This window comes from Streptomyces sp. 4N509B (genome assembly GCF_052245655.1).
GTDB lineage: Bacteria > Actinomycetota > Actinomycetes > Streptomycetales > Streptomycetaceae > Streptomyces.
In genome coordinates, this window is record NZ_JBQQBZ010000040.1 from 1 (window position 1) to 16982 (window position 16982).

A 16982-nucleotide genomic window follows, 5' to 3' on the forward strand; every position below is an offset into this window, starting at 1 on the left:
TTTGAGGGGGTAAGGCTCCCGGTAGACGACCGGGTTGATAGGCCAGGGATGGAAGCCCTGTGAGGGGTGGAGTTGACTGGTACTAATAGGCCGAGGGCTTGTCCGCAGATGCTCGCGTCCACTATGACAGATTGATCGGCCCTTTTGTGGGCCTAATTGAAGAGTGTGCTTGTTCGCTTGGAGCACTTCTGAGAAGAGTGTTTCGGTGGTCATGGCGGGAGGGAAACGCCCGGTTATCTTTCCGAACCCGGAAGCTAAGCCTCCCTGCGCCGATGGTACTGCATGGGGGACCGTGTGGGAGAGTAGGACACCGCCGAACAATTATTGAGACCTCTGGCTCGCCAGCACACATGCTGGCGAGCCAGAGGTTTTTTGTTTTGCATACGACAGGAGTCGCGATGTCCTCTTCGTCTTCGTCCTCGTCATCCGGGGAGAATTCTGAGCCCGAGAGGCGTGAAAGCCGGGAGCGTCGGGACCGTGGCACGTTCCAGGGCCAGGGCCAGGGCCAGGGCCGGAGCGGTGACCGCGACCGGAATCGTGACCGGAGCGAGAGCCGCGGCCGTGAGGGCCAGTACCGCCGACGGGATACTCCGCGTGGCGAGGAGCGTCGCGGCGAGTACCGTCGGCGGTCGGACGATCGACCGGACAGCCGGGGCGATCGTTCCGGTCGACCCGCCCGGACGGGTGGCTCGGGCTGGGCGGAACGAGGAGACCGCCGCGGTGGGGATGGTCGCCGGGAGGGCGCCCGGGGAGGTTTCCGCGGAGACCGTGATCGGGATCGGGACCGGCGGGGTGGCTTCTCGCGGGACGGACGCGGCCCCCGTCGTGACGGTCGCGACGGTCGGGACATGCGCAGGGACCGTGACCGGCGCGACCGTGACCCGAACCGGGAGCAGGTGCGCAGGCCGCCGATCCCGGACGACGTGACAGGCGAGGAACTCGACGTGGCCGTCCGCCAGGAGTTGCGGAGCCTTCCGAAGACCCTGGCGACCGACGTCGCGAAGAACCTCGTGATGGTGGCGCGGCTGCTCGACGAGGACCCGCAGCGCGCCTACGAGCACGCCCGGACGGCGTTGCGGCTGGCCTCGCGCGTGGCGGCGGTCCGTGAGGCGGCAGGGTTCGCCGCGTACGCCGTCGAGAAGTACGGCGAGGCGCTCGGGGAGTTCCGGGCCGCGCGCCGCATGTCCGGCTCGGTCCACCTGTGGCCGATCATGGCCGACTGCGAGCGGGGCCTCGGTCGCCCCGAACGCGCCCTCGCCATGGCGGGCGAGCCGGAGGTGCGCCGACTGGACAAGGCCGGCCGGGTGGAGATGCGGCTGGTCGCGGCCGGCGCGCGGCGCGACATGGGCCAGGCCGAGGCGGCCGTCGTCACGCTCCAGAGCTCCGAGCTGGCCTCGCCCGCGCTGCACCCCTGGACGGCCCGACTCCGCTACGCCTACGCGGACGCGCTGCTCGCGGTCGGTCGGGAGGAGGAGGCCAGGGAGTGGTTCGCCAGGGCGCTGGAGGCCGACCAGCAGGGCACGACGGACGCCTCCGACCGGCTCGCGGAGCTGGAGGGTGTGGAGTTCATCGACGCTCTCGATCCGGACGCCGAGGAGGAGCCGGAGGCGGGCTCGGAGCAGGAGCACGAGGAGCCGCGGGAGGCGTAGCGGGCTCGTCGAGGGTGCGCATCACCAGTCCGGAGGCCGGCTTCGGCCCGAAGGACGTGGACTTGTGCGGCATGGTCACGCCCTCCTCGGCGAGACTCCGAACCGTCTCCTCCGCCACCGGCCGCATCAGGACGGCGCTGCCGCCCGTCTCCTTCGCGCGGGTGGCGGCCGCCGCCGCGTCGTGCAGATAGCCGATCCGCGACGCGGGGCCGTCGGCCAGGCCCCACACCTCACCCAGCAGCGCCGCGTGGAGCACGGTCGCGTCCAACTCGCGCCAGGCGGCGGGGCGGTCCGGCCGCACCGTCCTGGCCAGCAGTGCGGGGGCGGGCCGGTCCAGCAGGTGGAAGCTGCCGTCGGCGCCGGCGAGGACGAACGCCGTGCCCGGGGTCCGTGCGAGTGTCGCCAGCGCGGCGTCGAGCGAGCCGCCGAGCGGTCGGGCGCGGAAGGCGCCCGCGAGCCGGGCCAGCGCGTCGTCGGCGGTCGTCTCGGGGAGGAGACGGTGGATGGCCTGCACGCGCAGCGGATGGCGGGCGGCGTCGACGAGCAGAACCAGGCCCGTGTGCCACGGCGGGCGGTCGCCGTGCTCGGCGGCCAGCCGGAGGTAGGTGGCCCACCGGTGGTGGCCGTCGGCGATGAGGGCCCGGCGGCGCGCGAGGTCTCGCGTCACCTCCGCTGTCTCGGCCGGGTCCGTGACGGCCCACAGGCGGTGCGCGGCGCCGTCCGCGGTGGTGATCGACAGCAGCGGTGGCCGGGTGACGGCGCGTTCCACCACGTCGGCGGCGGCCGAGGGGCCGTCGCCGCGGTAGGAGAGCAGCAGCGGCTCCAGCTGCGCGGCGGTCGCCCGCATCAGCGCGGCCCGGTCGGCCACCACCTCCGGCATGACGTCCTCGTGGGGGAGCACGACGCCCGCCTCGGGAGGTGTCAGCCGCAGCGCGCCCATCACGCCCCGCTGGAGCGCGCCGCCGCCCGGTGGCCGCTGCTCGTACACGTAGAGGGCGGGCGTCGGGTCGTGGGCGAGCACGCCGTCCGACCGCCAGTGCCGCAGGGTGTCGGCCGCTTGGCGGTGGCCCGCCGCGGGGTCGGCGGCGCGCGGCAGGATCAGCCGCACGATGTTGTGGGGGTCGGCGGTCTCCAACGCGCGCTGGCCCCCGGGCCGGACCACGACGTCGTAGGGCGGTGACGTCACCGCCGCCAGTTCGCTGACGCGCTCGGGCACGTAGCGCAGGCCGCGGAAGGGACTCAGCTGGAGGCCGTCGGCACGCATCCTCGCATCGTAAGGGTGGGCCCGCTCCCACGCGGCCGGTCATGAGGGATGATCGGATGCATGAGTGACCTGGTGACAGCCCCTCGCGCTTCGACCCGCCCGCTGTGCGAGGCGTACGACGTGGCCCTGCTCGACCTGGACGGCGTGGTGTACGCCGGGGGCGAGGCCGTCGTGCACGCCGTGGACTCGCTGGCCCTCGCGCGGGCGCGCGGGATGCGCCTGGCGTACGTCACGAACAACGCCGCGCGCACCCCGCAGACCGTCGCCGAGCATCTGACGCGGCTCGGCGTGGCCGCCGACGCCTCCGAGGTCGTGACCTCGGCGCAGGCCGTGGCGCGGCTCATCGCCGAGCGGGTGCCGGCCGGCGCCCGGGTGCTGTGCGCCGGGGGAGAGGGGCTGCGGGTCGCGCTGCGCGAACGCGGCCTGGTGCCCGTGGACTCCGCCGACGACGCGCCGACGGCGGTCGTGCAGGGCTACGGCGGCCCCGGCATGGCCTGGGGGGTGCTGGCCGAGGCCGCCCTCGCCGTGGGCCGGGGGGTGCCGTGGTTCGCGTCCAACACGGACCTGACGATCCCGAGCGGCCGTGGCATCACGCCCGGCAACGGCGCCGCGGTGGAGGTGGTGCGGATCGCGACCGGCCGCACCAGGGAGCCGGTCGTGGCGGGCAAGCCGGCGCCGCCCATGCACCGGGAGACGATCCTGCGGACGGGGGCGAGCCGGCCCCTGGTGGTGGGGGACCGGCTCGACACCGACATCGAGGGCGCGCACGCCGGGGAGGTGGACTCGCTGCTGGTGCTGACCGGTGTGACGGACCCGGCGTTGCTCCTCGCCGCGCGGCCCGACCACCGGCCCTCCTTCGTGGCGGCCGACCTGCGCGGGCTGCTCGAGGCGCAGCCGCCGGTGCTGCCGGAGGGCGAGGGCTTCGCCTGCGGCGGCTGGCACGCGGTGGCCGGGGCCGAGGAGCTGTCGCTCGACGGCCCCGGCGGTGACCCGGTGGACGGCCTGCGGGCGCTGTGCGCCGCCGCCTGGACCCGGGCGGGTGCCGAGGACGGCGGCGGGCTCGCCGCGGGGAAGGCCCTGGCGCGGCTCGGCTGGTAGGCGCGGGACCGGGTTCGGCGGGCCAGGGAGGGGAGGCGGAGGTCCGCCCCGCGGCTACGCCTCGGGCGCTGCCTCGCCGGTGTCGCCGCCCTCCGCCGCGATCGCGGCCTCGATCAGGTCGTCCTCGCTGGTGCCGCGGCGCCAGTAACCGGTGAACGTGACGCGCTTCCTGTCGATGCCGCGTTCGCGCACCAGGTGACGACGGACGGCCGTGACGCTCCCGGCCTCGCCCGCCAGCCAGGCGTAGGGCGCCCCGTCGGGCAGGGAGGCGGAGCGCACCGCGTCCAGCAGGGAGGCGGGGGCCGCGTCGGAGGGTTCCTCGCGGTGGAGCCAGGTGACCTCGGCGTCGGCCTTGGTCGGCAGCTCGCGGCGGTCCGCCGCGTACGGCACCTCGATCCACACCCGCGCCGGGGTGCCGGGCGGCAGCCAGGCGAGGATGCCCGCCGCCGCGGGCAGCGCGGTGGCGTCGGCGGTGACCAGGACCCACGCGGTGTCGGCGGGAGGGCGGAAGTCGACCCCGACGTTGTCCTCCTCGGTCGGGCCGAGGATGGTGACGGGGTCCCCCGGGCGGGCGGTGCGCGCCCAGCGCGAGGCCGGGCCGTCGGCGCCGCCGTCGCCGTGGAGCGCGAAGTCGATGTCGAACTCGCCGGGGTCGCGGCGGTGCTCCAGCACGGTGAAGGTGCGCATGACGGCCCGTCGTTCCGGGTCCATCCGCTGCCAGGCCGGCCACCAGTTGGCCGCGCCCTCCTCGCGGGGCACGGCGACCTCGCGTTCACCGGGGTGGCGGGGCAGGAACAGCTTGAAGCGCTGGTCCCGGCCGCCGCAGGTGAGGCGCGCCAGGTCCTCACCGCCGAGGGTGACCCGGACGAAGGAGGGGCTGATGCGCGCCGACCGTAGGACGTGGAGGTCGAAGAAGTCGAGGGCGGGTGCCGTCATGAGGTCGTCGGTCCTCTCGGGAAGGTGACGTCGAAGGACGGGTCGGGATCGAGGGAACGGCGGAGCCGCCGGGCGGGGGCCCGCGGTGGCGGCGCGGGCGTCAGACGACCTTCCGCGCCGACCCCACGGCCTCGGCGAGGTCCTCCAGCAGCGGCGCGCAGCCGGCGTAGGAGTAACGCGGCTCGCTCTGCCAGGGGATGACCTGGCCCGCCTGGACCGCCGGGAGACGATTCCAGGTGGGCTTGTCGGCGAGGGCCTCGGGCTGCACGGCCACGCTGCGGCTGTCCATCAGCAGGATGTCGGCCGGGTAGGTGTCGGCGTTCTCCCAGCTCAGGCTCTGGAAGAAGCCGAGGTCGTCGAGCTCCTCGGGGACGATCAGCTCGACGCCGAGCTCCTGGAAGTACGTCAGGTCGGCGGCGGCGCCGGGGTTGGAGGCGTAGAAGAGGTCGGGGTCGGCGGAGCAGGCCAGCACCCGGATGCCGGGGTTGTCGCGGGCGGCCCGACGCAGGGCCTCCGACGCGTCCTGGAAGCGGGTCCTGGCCTGGCGGACGGGGTCGGAGGACAGGTCGGCGCCCAGGGCCTCGGCGAGCTCGGCGTACCGCTCGATGGGTGTGGTGAGGGTGACCCGGGGCTGGTCGGCGGTGGGGGCGACGAGGATGCCGACACTGGCGGCGAGGCCGGTGACCTCCTCGGCGCTCTCCTCCGGGACGTACCACAGGACGTCCTGCTCGAACATGTTGCTCACGACCAGCTGCGGTTCGAGCAGGGCGTACTCCTCCAGGTCGAACTCGCCCCACTCCTGGCCGAGGATCGTCACCCGGTCCACGGCGACCTCGCCGGCCTGCTGGTCCGGCGTGCCGTCCGAACCCCGGGTGGGGCCGAAGACGCCGACACACTCGACGCCGTAGTCGGCCAGGACCGCGGCGGAGCCGATGAAGGCGACGATGCGCTCGACGGGGCCGTCCAGCGTCACGGTCTCGCCCCGGTCGTCCGTGAAACGGAACGCGCCCGCGCCGCCCTGTCCGCCGCCGGAACCGCCCGAGGCGGCGGAGTCGTTGGCGGAGTCGCCGCCGCAGGCGCTGACGAACGCGCCCGCGCCGACGGCGCCGCCGGCGGCCAGCAGGGCGCGACGCGACAGGCGTGGCGTGGGGAGGAGGCGGGACGACGGGGTGCGGTGGGTCGGTCTCACAGTGGTCTCACGTGTCTCTCGGATGCGGATGCGGACGGATGCGAAGGTTAGGCTAACCTAACCCCATGTCGCTCGACTTCTGCCAGAGGTGCGCCACGTGACCGTGGTGAGACCGGCCGCGTCGCCGTCGGCGCCTCCCACCGAGAAGGGGCCCTCCCGGCGGGTGGTGGCCCGGGGCGTCGGCCTCGCCTGCGCCGTGGGCGTCCTGCTGCTGGTGACGCTCGCCAGCGTCGCCCTGGGCGCCAAGTCCGTCTCCCTGGGCGAGGTGTGGCACGGCCTCTTCTCGTACACGGGGACCGACACCGACGTCGTCGTTCGCGACATGCGGCTGCCGCGCACGGTGCTCGGCCTGCTGGTGGGCGCCGCGCTCGGCCTGGCCGGTGCCGTCATGCAGGCCCTCACCCGCAACCCGCTGGCCGATCCCGGCATCCTCGGCGTCAACTCCGGCGCCGCGGCCGCCGTCGTCTCGGGCATCAGCTTCTTCGGCGTCACCTCACTGACCGGCTACGTGTGGTTCGCGTTCGCCGGCGCGGCCGGAGTCTCCGTCGTGGTCTACGCGATCGGCGGCGCCCGCGGCGCGACCCCCGCGCGGCTGGCGCTCGCCGGCACCGCCGTCATGGCCGCCCTCTACGGCTACACCAACGCCGTCATGCTGCTGGACACCGCGGCGTTGGACCGGATGCGCTTCTGGACCGTCGGCTCGCTCGCCTCGGCGAACTGGGACGTGATCGGCCAGGTGGCGGGCTTCCTCGCCGCGGGGACGCTCCTCGCGCTCGCGCTCGGCCGGCCGTTGAACGCCATCGCCCTCGGCGACGACGCGGCCCGGTCGCTCGGTGCCCGCGTCACGCGCACCAGGGTGCTGACGATGCTCGCCGTCACCCTGCTGTGCGGCGCCGCGACCGCCGCGTGCGGGCCGATCGTCTTCGTCGGCCTGATGGTTCCGCACATCGTGCGCGCGCTGACCGGGCCCGACATGCGCTGGATCCTGCCGTACGCCATGGTGCTCGCCCCGGTGCTGCTGCTCGGCGCGGACGTCGCCGGGCGGCTGGTGGCCCGGCCCAGCGAGCTGCAGGTCGGCATCGTCACCAGCCTCGTCGGCGGCCCGCTCTTCATCCACCTGGTGCGGCGGCGAAGGATGGCGCAGCTGTGAGGGCCGTCGGGAAGGCCGACGGCGGGGTCGTGACGCGTTCCTCCGGCACGCTCGGGACGCTGCTGCTGCGGACCCCGGGCGGCAGGTCGGTCCGGGTGCCCACGCGCGCCGCCGTCACGGGGCTCGTCACGGCGCTGCTCGCCCTCGCCATGACGGTGGTCCTGATCGGGACCGGCGCCTACCCGCTCAGCCCCGGCGAGGTGCTCTCCACTCTGGCGGGGAACGGCAGCCCGGCGCAGGAGTTCATCGTCCGCGAGCTGCGGCTGCCACGCGCCCTGCTCGCGCTGCTGGTCGGCGCGGCGCTCGGGACGAGCGGCGCCGTCTTCCAGGCGGTCACCCGCAACCCGCTGGGTAGCCCCGACTTCATCGGCTTCACCCAGGGCGCGGCGGCCGGTGCCCTCACCGTCATCGTGCTGTTCTCCGGCGGCAGCGGCCAGGTCGCCCTGGGGGCGCTCGGCGGCGCGCTGGCGACCGGGGTCGCGATCTACCTGCTCGCGTGGCGGCGCGGTGTCCACGGGTACCGCCTGGTGCTGGTCGGCATCGGCGCGTCGGCCGTCCTGACCGCCCTCAACGGCTACCTGCTGACGCGGGCCGAGATCGTGGACGCCGCGCGGGCGGTGCTGTGGCTGACCGGCTCGCTGGACGGCCGCGACTGGGACCAGTTCTGGCCGCTGCTGGCCGGCTGCTGCGTGCTCCTGCCCGCGATCCTGCTCCAGGCCCGCCCGCTGCGGATGATGGAGATGGGCGACGACACCGCGGCGGCCCTCGGCGTGAGGGTCGAGCGGACCCGGGTGGTGCTGCTGGTCTGCGCCGTCCTGCTGACGGCCGGCGCCACCGCAGCCGCCGGGCCCATCGCGTTCGTCGCGCTGACCGCGCCCCAGGTCGCGCGCCGCCTCACCCGCGCGACCGGGCCGAACCTGCTGCCCGCCGCCGTCATGGGGGCCCGGCTGATGGTCCTCGCCGACTTCCTCGCCCAGTGGGGCTTCGCCGACCGGGAGCTGCCGGTCGGCGCGGTCACGGCGGTGCTGGGCGGCGGCTACCTGCTGTGGCTGCTGGTCACCGAGCGCAGGACGGGCCGGATATGACGGACGAGACGAACCCGGAGAAGGACGTGACCGTGACCGCCCGTACGAGCCCTGAGAGCCCGCAGCACCCGCAGCGCCCGCGGAGCGCGAAGAGCCCGGCAGGCCCGGCAGGCCCGGGTGCCGCCGCCGGCTCCCGCCTGGTCGCCGACGCCGTCACCCTCGCCTATGACCAGCGGGTCATCGCCGAGCGGCTCTCCCTCGCCGTCCCCGACCACTCCTTCACGGTCATCGTGGGCCCCAACGCCTGCGGCAAGTCCACCCTGCTGCGCGCCCTGGCCCGCATGCTGAAGCCCACCGAGGGCAGCGTGCTCGTGGACGGCCGGGCCATCGGCAGCCTGCCGACGAAGCGGCTGGCCCGCATGCTCGGGCTGCTGCCCCAGACCCCGCTCGCGCCCGACGGCATCACCGTCGCCGACCTCGTCGCCCGCGGCCGCTACCCCCACCAGGGGCTGCTGCGCCAGTGGTCGCCGCAGGACGAGCGGGTCGTCGCAGAGGCGATGGCCGACACCGGCGTCGCGGAGCTGGCCGAGCGCTACGTCGACGAACTCTCCGGCGGCCAGCGACAGCGGGTGTGGATCGCCATGGCACTCGCCCAGCAGACCCCGCTGCTGCTCCTGGACGAGCCCACCACCTTCCTCGACATCGCCCACCAGATCGACGTGTTGGAGCTGTGCTCGCGCCTCCACCGGGAGCAGGGCCGCACGCTCGTCGCCGTCCTGCACGACCTCAACCACGCCGCCCGCTACGCCACCCACCTCGTGGCCCTGCGCGACGGGCGGGTCGTGGCCGAGGGTCCGCCCGGCGAGGTCGTCACCGCCGAGCTCGTCGAGGAGGTCTTCCGGCTGCCCTGCCGCGTGATCGAGGACCCGGAGACGGGCACGCCCCTCGTCGTGCCCTCGGCGCGTCACCGCGCGGGAAGGGCCTGAGCCGGAGGCCGTGACGGGGCGGCCACCCGGTAGCGTCGGGTGCATGGACGACCCGCACGTCACCCCGGTGCGCCCCGCACCCGGTCCGCAGCCCCCCATCACCCCGCCGGACGGCGGCCCCGCCGGCCCGCCCGCCGCCCCCCTCGGCGTCGGCACGCGGCCCACCGGGCACCCGGGGGTCGACGCCCAGCTCGACCGCCTGGCCGACGTCGACCACCTCGACGTCGCCGAACACCTCGCCGTGTACGAGGATGTACACCGCGCCCTGCGCGACACCCTGACCGCCCTCGACCAGCAGCCGCCCGGCCCGCGCCCCGGCCCCAGGAGCTGAACACCCCGTGGCAGCGACCCCACGACGCCTCGCTCGCCTGGACGCCGAACTCGTGCGCCGCGGGCTGGCCCGCTCCCGGGAGCAGGCCAGGAGCCTCGTCGACGCGGGCCGGGTGACCGTCGACGGCACCACGGCCACCAAGGCCGCCACCCAGGTCGCGAAGGGCTCCGCCCTCGTGGTCCGCGCCGACGACACCGGGCCCGACTACGTCTCCCGCGGCGGCCACAAGCTCGCCGGCGCCCTGGCGGCGTTCGTCCCCCACGGCCTGCGGGTGGCCGGCCGGCGGGTGCTGGACGCCGGCGCGTCCACCGGCGGCTTCACCGACGTGCTGCTGCGCGCCGGCGCCGCCCACGTCGTCGCCGTGGACGTCGGCTACGGCCAGCTCGCCTGGGCCCTGCAGGCCGACGAGCGGGTCACCGTCAGGGACCGCACCAACGTGCGCGAGCTGACGCCCGAGGACCTCCAGGGACCGCTCGTCGAACTGGTCACCGCGGACCTCTCCTTCATCCCGCTCGGGCTCGTCCTGCCCGCCCTCGTCCGCTGCGCGACGCCCGACGCCGACCTCGTGCTCATGGTGAAGCCCCAGTTCGAGGTCGGCAGGGAACGGCTCGGCAGCGGGGGAGTGGTGCGCAGCCCGCGGCTGCGCGCGGAGGCCGTCACGGCCGTCGCGCACCGGGCCGCCGACCTCGGACTCGGGGTGCGGGGCGTCACCGCCAGCCCTCTGCCGGGACCGTCGGGGAACGTCGAGTACTTTCTCTGGTTGCGCGCCGGGGCGCCGCCCCTTGACCCGGCCGAGGTGGACAGCGCCGTAACGGAGGGACCGCAGTGACCCAACGCACCGTCTTCCTGCTCGCCCACACCGGACGCCAGGCCGCGGTCCGCAGCGCCGAACTCGTCGTCCAGGGGCTGCTGGCCCACGGCATCGGCGTGCGAGCCCTCGCCGAGGAGGCCGAGGACCTCCCCCTGCCCGACCAGGTGGAGCGCGTCAAGAAGCCCCAGCGGGGGGACGCGTCCACCGCCCTCGACCCCGGGGCCGGCAGCGAACTGCTCGACGGCTGCGAGCTGCTGATCGTGCTCGGCGGCGACGGCACCCTGCTGCGCGGCGCGGAGTTCGCCCGGGCCTCCGGCGTGCCGATGCTGGGCGTGAACCTCGGCCGCGTCGGCTTCCTCGCCGAGGCCGAACGGGACGACCTCGACCAGGTGGTCGGCCGCGTCGTCGCCCGCGCCTACGAGGTCGAGGAGCGCATGACCCTCGACGTGCTGGTGCGCGCGGACGCCGGCACCGGGCACGTCGTCCACACCGACTGGGCGTTGAACGAGGCGACCGTCGAGAAGGCCGCCCGCGAACGCATGGTGGAGGTCGTCACCGAGGTGGACGGCCGCCCGGTCTCGGCGTTCGGCTGCGACGGCGTGGTCTGCGCCACCCCCACCGGCTCCACCGCCTACGCCTTCTCCGCCGGCGGGCCCGTGGTCTGGCCGGAGGTCGAGGCGCTGCTGATGGTCCCGATCTCCGCCCACGCCCTGTTCGCCAAGGCCCTGGTCACCGCACCCGACTCCGTGCTCGCCGTCGAGGTCAGGCGCCACACCGGGCACGGCGTGCTGTGGTGCGACGGCAGGCGCAGCACCGAACTGCCCCCCGGCGCGCGGGTGGAGGTGCGGCGCGGGGCCGTTCCTGTCCGTCTGGCGCGGCTGCACCGCGCGCCGTTCACCGACCGGCTCGTCGCGAAGTTCGCGTTGCCGGTGGCGGGTTGGCGGGGCGCGCCGCACTGACCGCGCGCCGGACGGCGGCCGGGGGAGGAGCCGAGGGACGAACCGCCGTCGCCTTCGGGGCCGCGCACCTCGTATGGTCGTACCCGTGTTGGAGGAGATGCGGATCAGGGACCTCGGCGTGATCGACGACGCCGTGGTCGAGCTGTCCTCGGGCTTCACCGCGGTGACCGGCGAGACCGGTGCGGGGAAGACCATGGTCGTCACCAGTCTCGGCCTGCTGCTCGGCGGGCGCGCCGACGCCGGCCTCGTACGCGTCGGCGCCGCCGCCGCCGTCGTGGAGGGCCGGGTCGCCGTGCCCGCCGACGCGCCGGCCGCCCGTCGCGCCAGGGAGGCGGGCGCCGAACTCGACGAGGGGGCTCTGCTGGTCAGCCGCACGATCTCCGCCGAGGGACGGTCCCGCGCCCACGTCGGCGGCCGCACGGTGCCCGCGGCCCTCCTGGCCGAGCTCGGCGAGGAGCTCGTCGCCGTCCACGGCCAGACGGACCAGCAGGGGCTGCTGCGCCCGGCCCGGCAACGCGAGGCGCTGGACCGCTACGCCGGGGCCGCGGTCGCCGAGCCGCTCGCCGCCTACCGGGAGGGCTACCGGCGGCTGCTGGAGGTCTCGGGCGAGCTGGCCGAGCTGACCACCCGCGCCCGCGAACGCGCCCAGGAGGCCGACCTGCTGCGCTTCGGGCTCGACGAGATCGCCGCCGCCGAGCCCCGGCCGGGCGAGGACGCCGAGCTCGCCGCCGAGGCCGAGCGGCTCGGCCACGCCGAGGCCCTGGCCTCGGCCGCCGCGGCCGGCCACGCCGCGCTCGCGGGCGACCCGGCCGACTCCGACGGCACCGACGCGGTGACGCTCACCGCCGGCGCACAGCGGGCGCTCAGCGCCGTGCAGCAGCACGACCCGGCGCTGGCCCAGCTCGCCGAGCGGCTCGCCGAGGTCGGCATCCTGCTGGCCGACGTCGCCGGCGACCTCGCCGGGTACGCGGCGGGCCTGGACGCCGACCCGCTGCGCCTGGCCGCGGTCGAGGAGCGCCGCGCCGTGCTGGCCCAGCTGATCCGCAAGTACGCGGACCCGTACGGGCCGGGCGGGGAGGGACGGGCCGACGACGGCTGCGCGGCCGTGCTGGCCTGGGCGGAGCGGAGCGCGGCCCGCCTGTCCGAGCTCGACGGCGACGACGACCGCATCGACGGCCTGGCCGCCGAGCAGGCCGCGCTGCGTGACCGGCTCGCGGCGCTGGCCCTGGCCCTCACCGAGGCCAGGAGCGAGGCCGCCAAGCGGTTCGCGGACGCGGTCACCGAGGAGTTGACGCAGCTGGCCATGCCGCACGCGCGCGTCCACGTCGACGTGCGGCAGACCCCGGCGCCCGAGGGCGAGGAGGGCCTGGAGGTGGGCGGGCGCCAGCTGGCGTTCGGCCCTCACGGCGTCGACGAGATCGAGCTGCTGCTCGCCCCCCACCCCGGGGCGCCGCCGCGCCCGATCGCCAAGGGTGCCTCCGGCGGCGAGCTCTCCCGCGTCATGCTGGCGGTCGAGGTCGTCTTCGCGGGCGCCGCGCCGGTGCCGACGTACCTGTTCGACGAGGTGGACGCGGGCGTGGGCGGGCGCGCGGCCGTGGAGGTGGGGCGCCGGCTGGCGCGGCTGGCGGACTCCGCCCAGGTCGTGGTCGTCACGCACCTGCCGCAGGTCGCCGCGTTCGCCGACCGGCATCTGGTGGTGGAGAAGACCAGCGACGGATCCGTCACCCGCAGCGGGGTGCGGTCGGTCCACGGCGAGGGACGGGTGCGGGAGCTGTCGCGCATGCTCGCGGGCCAGGAGGACTCCGACCTCGCCCGCGCCCACGCGGAGGAGCTGCTGGCCACGGCGGCCAGGCTGGGCCACGGCGGCGGGGCGGGGAGGGACGCGGCGCCCGCGTAGACCGTGCGGGTGGCGGGCGCTGTCGCGCGGGCGGACTGGCTGGCATGCTGGACGACGCGATTCCACGTCGTGGACTCCCGGTCTCGGATGCCACCTCGTGTGTGTGTCCGGCGGACACGTGGCCAGAGCACCAACGAGCCAGCCGATCCCCGGGAACTCCCGGACCGTCCAGAACTCCGAGCGGAACGTGCAGCGGAACCTTCAGCGGAACTCCCAGCGAATGAGGTACAGCCGTGAGCCACGCACAGCTGCGTGCGACGGGGCAGGTGAGGGATTGCCGTGAGTAGCCCCGCCCCCGGGCACGGCCGCGCTCCCCAGCACGTCGTGCAGCTGCTGGGCGGAGGCAGCGCCGGCACCGGGGCGCACGTGCGGTCGCTGTCGGCGGGGCTCGTGGCGCGGGGCCTGCGCGTCACGGTCTGCGCGCCGCCGTCGGCCGAGCGGCGGCACGACCTCAGCCGGGCCGGGGCGACGTTCGTGCCGGTGACCGCGCGGTCCCGGCTGGCCGCCGTCGGTCTGCTGCGCGTGGTGTGCGCCGACGCCGACCTGGTGCACGCCCACGGGATGCGGGTGGGGCTGCTCGCCTCCCTGGCCCTGCGCGGCCGGCGGGTCCCCCTCGTGGTCACCTGGCACACCCGGCCCGCGCTGCGCGGCCTCCACGCGCAGCTGCGGCGGGTGAGCGAGCTCTGGGTGGCCAGGGCCGCCACCGTGGTGCTCGGCGCCACCTCCGACCTCGTGGAACGGGCCCGCAGCCGCGGCGCCCGCGACGCACGCCTGGCCCCCGTGGTGCTGCCCGCGCCCCGCTCCCCGCTGGACCACCAGGACCGGCACGTCGCGTCCGCCCACAAGCTGCGGGCGGAGCTCGGCGCCGTCGACCGGCCGCTGCTGGTCACCGCGGTCCGCATCGAGCCCGACGGGGACCCGGCGCCGCTGGAGACGCTGCTGGCCGCCGCGCGGGCCTGGCGTGGGATGAGCCCGCAGCCGTTGCTGGTCGTCGCGGGGGAGGGCTCGCGGCGGGCCGCGGTGCGGCGGCGCGTGGAGCGGGAGGAGCTGCCGGTGCGGCTGCTCGGCCGCGGTGAGGACGTGACCCGCCTGGTGGGCGTGGCCGACGTCGTGGTGTTCGCGGCGCGGTGGGCGGCGCAGGCGCCCCTGGCGCAGGAGGCGATGCGGTGCGGCGTGCCGCTGGTGGCGACCGCCGTTGGCGGGGTGCCCGACCTCGTCGGGGACGCGGCGGTCCTCGTGCCCTACGGTGACGCGGTGGCGCTCGGCAGGGCGGTCGCCGCCCTGCTGGCCGACCCCGAGCGCCGCGCGGCCCTGGCCGAGGCGGGCCGTGGCCGCGCGGGCAGCTGGCCGACGGAGGACACCACGGTCGCGCAGGTGCTGAGCGTCTACGACGAGCTCGCGCCCTCGACCTGAGCACCGTGCTCCGCCCCGGCTGGCGGAGTGGAAGGGCGGGGTTCACGGGGCGTGGGGGCGCGCACCCGGGCGAACGGGGAGGGTCCAGCCCCGGAGCCATCCGGGGGCGTCGAGGCGTTTCAGGGGCGCGTGGGCGCGTCCGTGCGCCGTCGGCGCACACAAACGCGAGCGCGCCCGGCCCGGGGCACAGGCCCCGCGTCGAGCGCGCTCGTGGAGGTGTCGGTCCGGCGCGGGCCTCAGTCGCCGTACGCGCCGGAGGCGGTCAGCCGCAGCGCCGTGTCGATCAGCGGCACGTGACTGAAGGCCTGCGGGAAGTTGCCCACCTGCCGCATGCGGCGCGGGTCCCACTCCTCGGCCAGCAGCCCCAGGTCGTTGCGCAGCGCCAGCAGCTTCTCGAACAGCTTCCTGGCCTCGTCCACCCTGCCGATCATGGCCAGGTCGTCGGCGAGCCAGAACGAGCAGGCCAGGAACGCGCCCTCGTCGCCCTCCAGCCCGTCCACGCCGGTCTGCGCGCCCGCCGTCGGGTACCGCAGGATGAAGCCGTCCAGCGTGGACAGCTCGCGCTGGATCGCCTCTATCGTGCCGATCACCCGCTTGTCGTCCGGCGGCAGGAAGCCCACCTGCGGGATGAGCAGCAGGGAGGCGTCCAGCTCCTTGGATCCGAAGGACTGGGTGAAGGTGTTGCGCTCCTTGTCGTAACCGCGTTCACAGACCGTGCGGTGAATCTCGTCACGCATCTCACGCCACCGCTCCAGCGGGCCGTCCACCTCGCCGGACTCGATCAGCTTCACCGTCCGGTCCACCGCGACCCAGGCCATCACCTTGGAGTGGACGAAGTGCCGGCGCGGCCCGCGCACCTCCCAGATGCCCTCGTCCGGCTCGAACCAGTGCTCCTCCAGGTACCGGATGAGCTTGAGCTGGAGCAGGTTGGCGTGGTCGTTGCGGGCCAGGCCCGTCATGTGCCCCAGGTGCAGCGCCTCGGTCACCTCGCCGTAGACGTCGAGCTGGAGCTGGCCGGCCGCGCCGTTGCCGATCCGCACCGGCTGGGAGTTCTCGTAGCCCGGAAGCCAGGACAGCTCGGCCTCGGCGAGCTCCCGCTCGCCGGCGATGCCGTACATGATCTGGAGGTTCTGCGGGTCGCCCGCGACGGCGCGCAGCAGCCACTCGCGCCAGGCGCGGGCCTCCTCGACGTAGCCGGTCCGCAGCAGCGAGGAGAGCGTGATGGCCGCGTCCCGCAGCCACGTGAAGCGGTAGTCCCAGTTCCGCGAGCCGCCGATCTCCTCCGGCAGGGAGGTGGTGGGGGCGGCGACGATGCCGCCGGTGGGCTCGTAGGTGAGCGCCTTCAGCGTGATCAGCGAGCGGACCACGGCCTCGCGGTACGGGCCGTGGTACGTGCACTGCGCCACCCAGTCCCGCCAGAACTCCTCCGTCTCGGCCAGCGCCTCCACGGGCGTCGGCACCGGCGGCGGCTGCTTGTGGGAGGGCTGCCAGCTGATCGCGAACGTCACCCGGTCGCCGGGCGCCACGGTGAAGTCGGAGTACGTGGTCAGGTTCCGGCCGTAGGTGTCCACGTCGGTGTCCAGCCAGACCGAGTCGGGGCCGGCCACCGCCACGGTGCGGTCGTCGACCTTGTGGACCCAGGGCACCACCCAGCCGTACGAGAAGCGCATGCGCAGCGCGGAGCGCATCGGCACCCGGCCGCTGATGCCCTCCACGATGCGGATCAGCTGGGGAGCGTCCCGGCCGCGAGGCGGCATGAAGTCCGTCACTCTCACGGTGCCGCGGGGCGTGTCCCACTCCGACTCCAGCACCAGCGAGTCGCCCTTGTACCGGCGACGGCTGGCGGGAGGCGGGGGTACGTCCCGGCCGTGGGCGGGGCCAAGCCGCCAGAAGCCGTGTTCCTCGGTGCCCAGCAGGGCCGCGAAGACGGCGTGTGAGTCGAATCGCGGGAGGCAGAGCCAGTCGGCGGAGCCGTCCCGGCCGATGAGCGCGGCGGTCTGCATGTCTCCGACGAGCCCGTAATCCTCGATGCGCCCGGCCACTTGCATCTCCAGTCGAACAGCAGGGAGTGCGCCCCCGAGTGCCGTGGGACGCCATTGTCCAACGCCCATCAGAGCGTCCGAGCAGGATACGACGAGGCTTTGGGTTCCGCTCGACCGCTGCGTGACAACGAGTGGAGTATACGAAGAGCTTTGTTGGATAATGAAGGGAAGAGTCCGATCTCTCACGAGTGCACGATTGGCCGTGCGCGCCCCCGCGCGGGCGCCCGCTGAT

At 75.0% G+C, this 16982-nt stretch carries 14 protein-coding genes and 2 rRNA genes; 12 read left to right on the forward strand and 4 right to left on the reverse strand.

Translation table 11 applies throughout. The annotated features are described in order from the left end of the window. The 3 genes from ACTWP5_RS27055 to ACTWP5_RS27065 form a co-directional block, all read left to right on the forward strand. Positions 1 to 106 (forward strand): 23S ribosomal RNA (locus tag ACTWP5_RS27055); the annotation flags it as partial. A 95-nt stretch (positions 107 to 201) separates the two neighbouring features. Continuing rightward, positions 202 to 319: ribosomal RNA gene (gene rrf, locus ACTWP5_RS27060) — 5S ribosomal RNA — on the forward strand. A gap of 529 nt (positions 320 to 848) precedes the next feature. Continuing rightward, a complete protein-coding gene (locus tag ACTWP5_RS27065; protein ID WP_443223758.1) occupies positions 849 to 1649 on the forward strand; it encodes a hypothetical protein in 801 nt (266 codons plus the stop codon). Here ACTWP5_RS27065 and ACTWP5_RS27070 read toward each other — a convergent pair. Then, positions 1567 to 2913, reverse strand: coding sequence for a DUF1015 family protein (locus ACTWP5_RS27070; protein ID WP_443223759.1), 1347 nt, complete (start codon positions 2911 to 2913; stop codon positions 1567 to 1569). The genes ACTWP5_RS27065 and ACTWP5_RS27070 overlap by 83 nt on opposite strands. 60 nt (positions 2914 to 2973) lie before the next feature. On the opposite strand from ACTWP5_RS27070, the gene ACTWP5_RS27075 reads away from it, so the two are divergent. Next, positions 2974 to 4011 (forward strand): HAD hydrolase-like protein, encoded by a 1038-nt coding sequence (locus ACTWP5_RS27075; protein ID WP_443223760.1) that lies wholly within the window; start codon positions 2974 to 2976, stop codon positions 4009 to 4011. A gap of 54 nt (positions 4012 to 4065) precedes the next feature. Here the strand turns inward: ACTWP5_RS27075 and ACTWP5_RS27080 are convergent, their stop codons facing one another. Continuing rightward, positions 4066 to 4947 (reverse strand): siderophore-interacting protein, encoded by an 882-nt coding sequence (locus ACTWP5_RS27080; protein WP_443223761.1) that lies wholly within the window; start codon positions 4945 to 4947, stop codon positions 4066 to 4068. A 100-nt stretch (positions 4948 to 5047) separates the two neighbouring features. Beyond that, entirely contained in the window at positions 5048 to 6136 is a 1089-nt protein-coding gene (locus tag ACTWP5_RS27085) for an ABC transporter substrate-binding protein (protein WP_443223762.1), read from the reverse strand. Positions 6137 to 6299: 163 nt separating this feature from the next. On the opposite strand from ACTWP5_RS27085, the gene ACTWP5_RS27090 reads away from it, so the two are divergent. The 8 genes from ACTWP5_RS27090 (at position 6300) to ACTWP5_RS27125 (ending at position 14708) form a co-directional block, all read left to right on the forward strand. Further along, entirely contained in the window at positions 6300 to 7286 is a 987-nt protein-coding gene (locus ACTWP5_RS27090; RefSeq protein WP_443223807.1) for a FecCD family ABC transporter permease, read from the forward strand. Between the two features lie 29 nt (positions 7287 to 7315). Beyond that, positions 7316 to 8371: a FecCD family ABC transporter permease gene (locus ACTWP5_RS27095; RefSeq protein ID WP_443223808.1), complete on the forward strand. Its 1056-nt coding sequence runs from the start codon at positions 7316 to 7318 to the stop codon at positions 8369 to 8371. Continuing rightward, complete coding sequence (locus ACTWP5_RS27100) at positions 8368 to 9297, forward strand: ABC transporter ATP-binding protein (RefSeq protein ID WP_443223763.1); 930 nt, start codon at positions 8368 to 8370, stop codon at positions 9295 to 9297. The genes ACTWP5_RS27095 and ACTWP5_RS27100 overlap by 4 nt, the downstream gene beginning before the upstream one ends. A gap of 43 nt (positions 9298 to 9340) precedes the next feature. Continuing rightward, positions 9341 to 9628 (forward strand): hypothetical protein, encoded by a 288-nt coding sequence (locus tag ACTWP5_RS27105; RefSeq protein WP_443223764.1) that lies wholly within the window; start codon positions 9341 to 9343, stop codon positions 9626 to 9628. A gap of 7 nt (positions 9629 to 9635) precedes the next feature. Continuing rightward, the gene (locus tag ACTWP5_RS27110) at positions 9636 to 10457 is read left to right on the forward strand and encodes a TlyA family RNA methyltransferase (protein WP_443223765.1); all 822 of its coding nucleotides are present in this window, start codon (positions 9636 to 9638) and stop codon (positions 10455 to 10457) included. Next, the gene (locus ACTWP5_RS27115) at positions 10454 to 11398 is read left to right on the forward strand and encodes an NAD kinase (RefSeq protein WP_443223766.1); all 945 of its coding nucleotides are present in this window, start codon (positions 10454 to 10456) and stop codon (positions 11396 to 11398) included. Before ACTWP5_RS27110 ends, ACTWP5_RS27115 begins: the two co-directional genes overlap by 4 nt. A 73-nt stretch (positions 11399 to 11471) precedes the next feature. Next, entirely contained in the window at positions 11472 to 13295 is a 1824-nt protein-coding gene (gene recN / locus ACTWP5_RS27120) for a DNA repair protein RecN (protein ID WP_443223767.1), read from the forward strand. A gap of 279 nt (positions 13296 to 13574) precedes the next feature. Beyond that, positions 13575 to 14708 carry a glycosyltransferase family 4 protein gene (locus ACTWP5_RS27125; RefSeq protein ID WP_443223768.1) on the forward strand — a complete coding sequence of 378 codons (1134 nt, stop codon included), beginning with the start codon at positions 13575 to 13577 and terminating at the stop codon, positions 14706 to 14708. Between the two features lie 236 nt (positions 14709 to 14944). Here ACTWP5_RS27125 and ACTWP5_RS27130 read toward each other — a convergent pair whose 3' ends face one another. Then, positions 14945 to 16756 carry a glycoside hydrolase family 15 protein gene (locus ACTWP5_RS27130; protein WP_443223769.1) on the reverse strand — a complete coding sequence of 604 codons (1812 nt, stop codon included), beginning with the start codon at positions 16754 to 16756 and terminating at the stop codon, positions 14945 to 14947. Positions 16757 to 16982 lie beyond the last annotated feature (226 nt).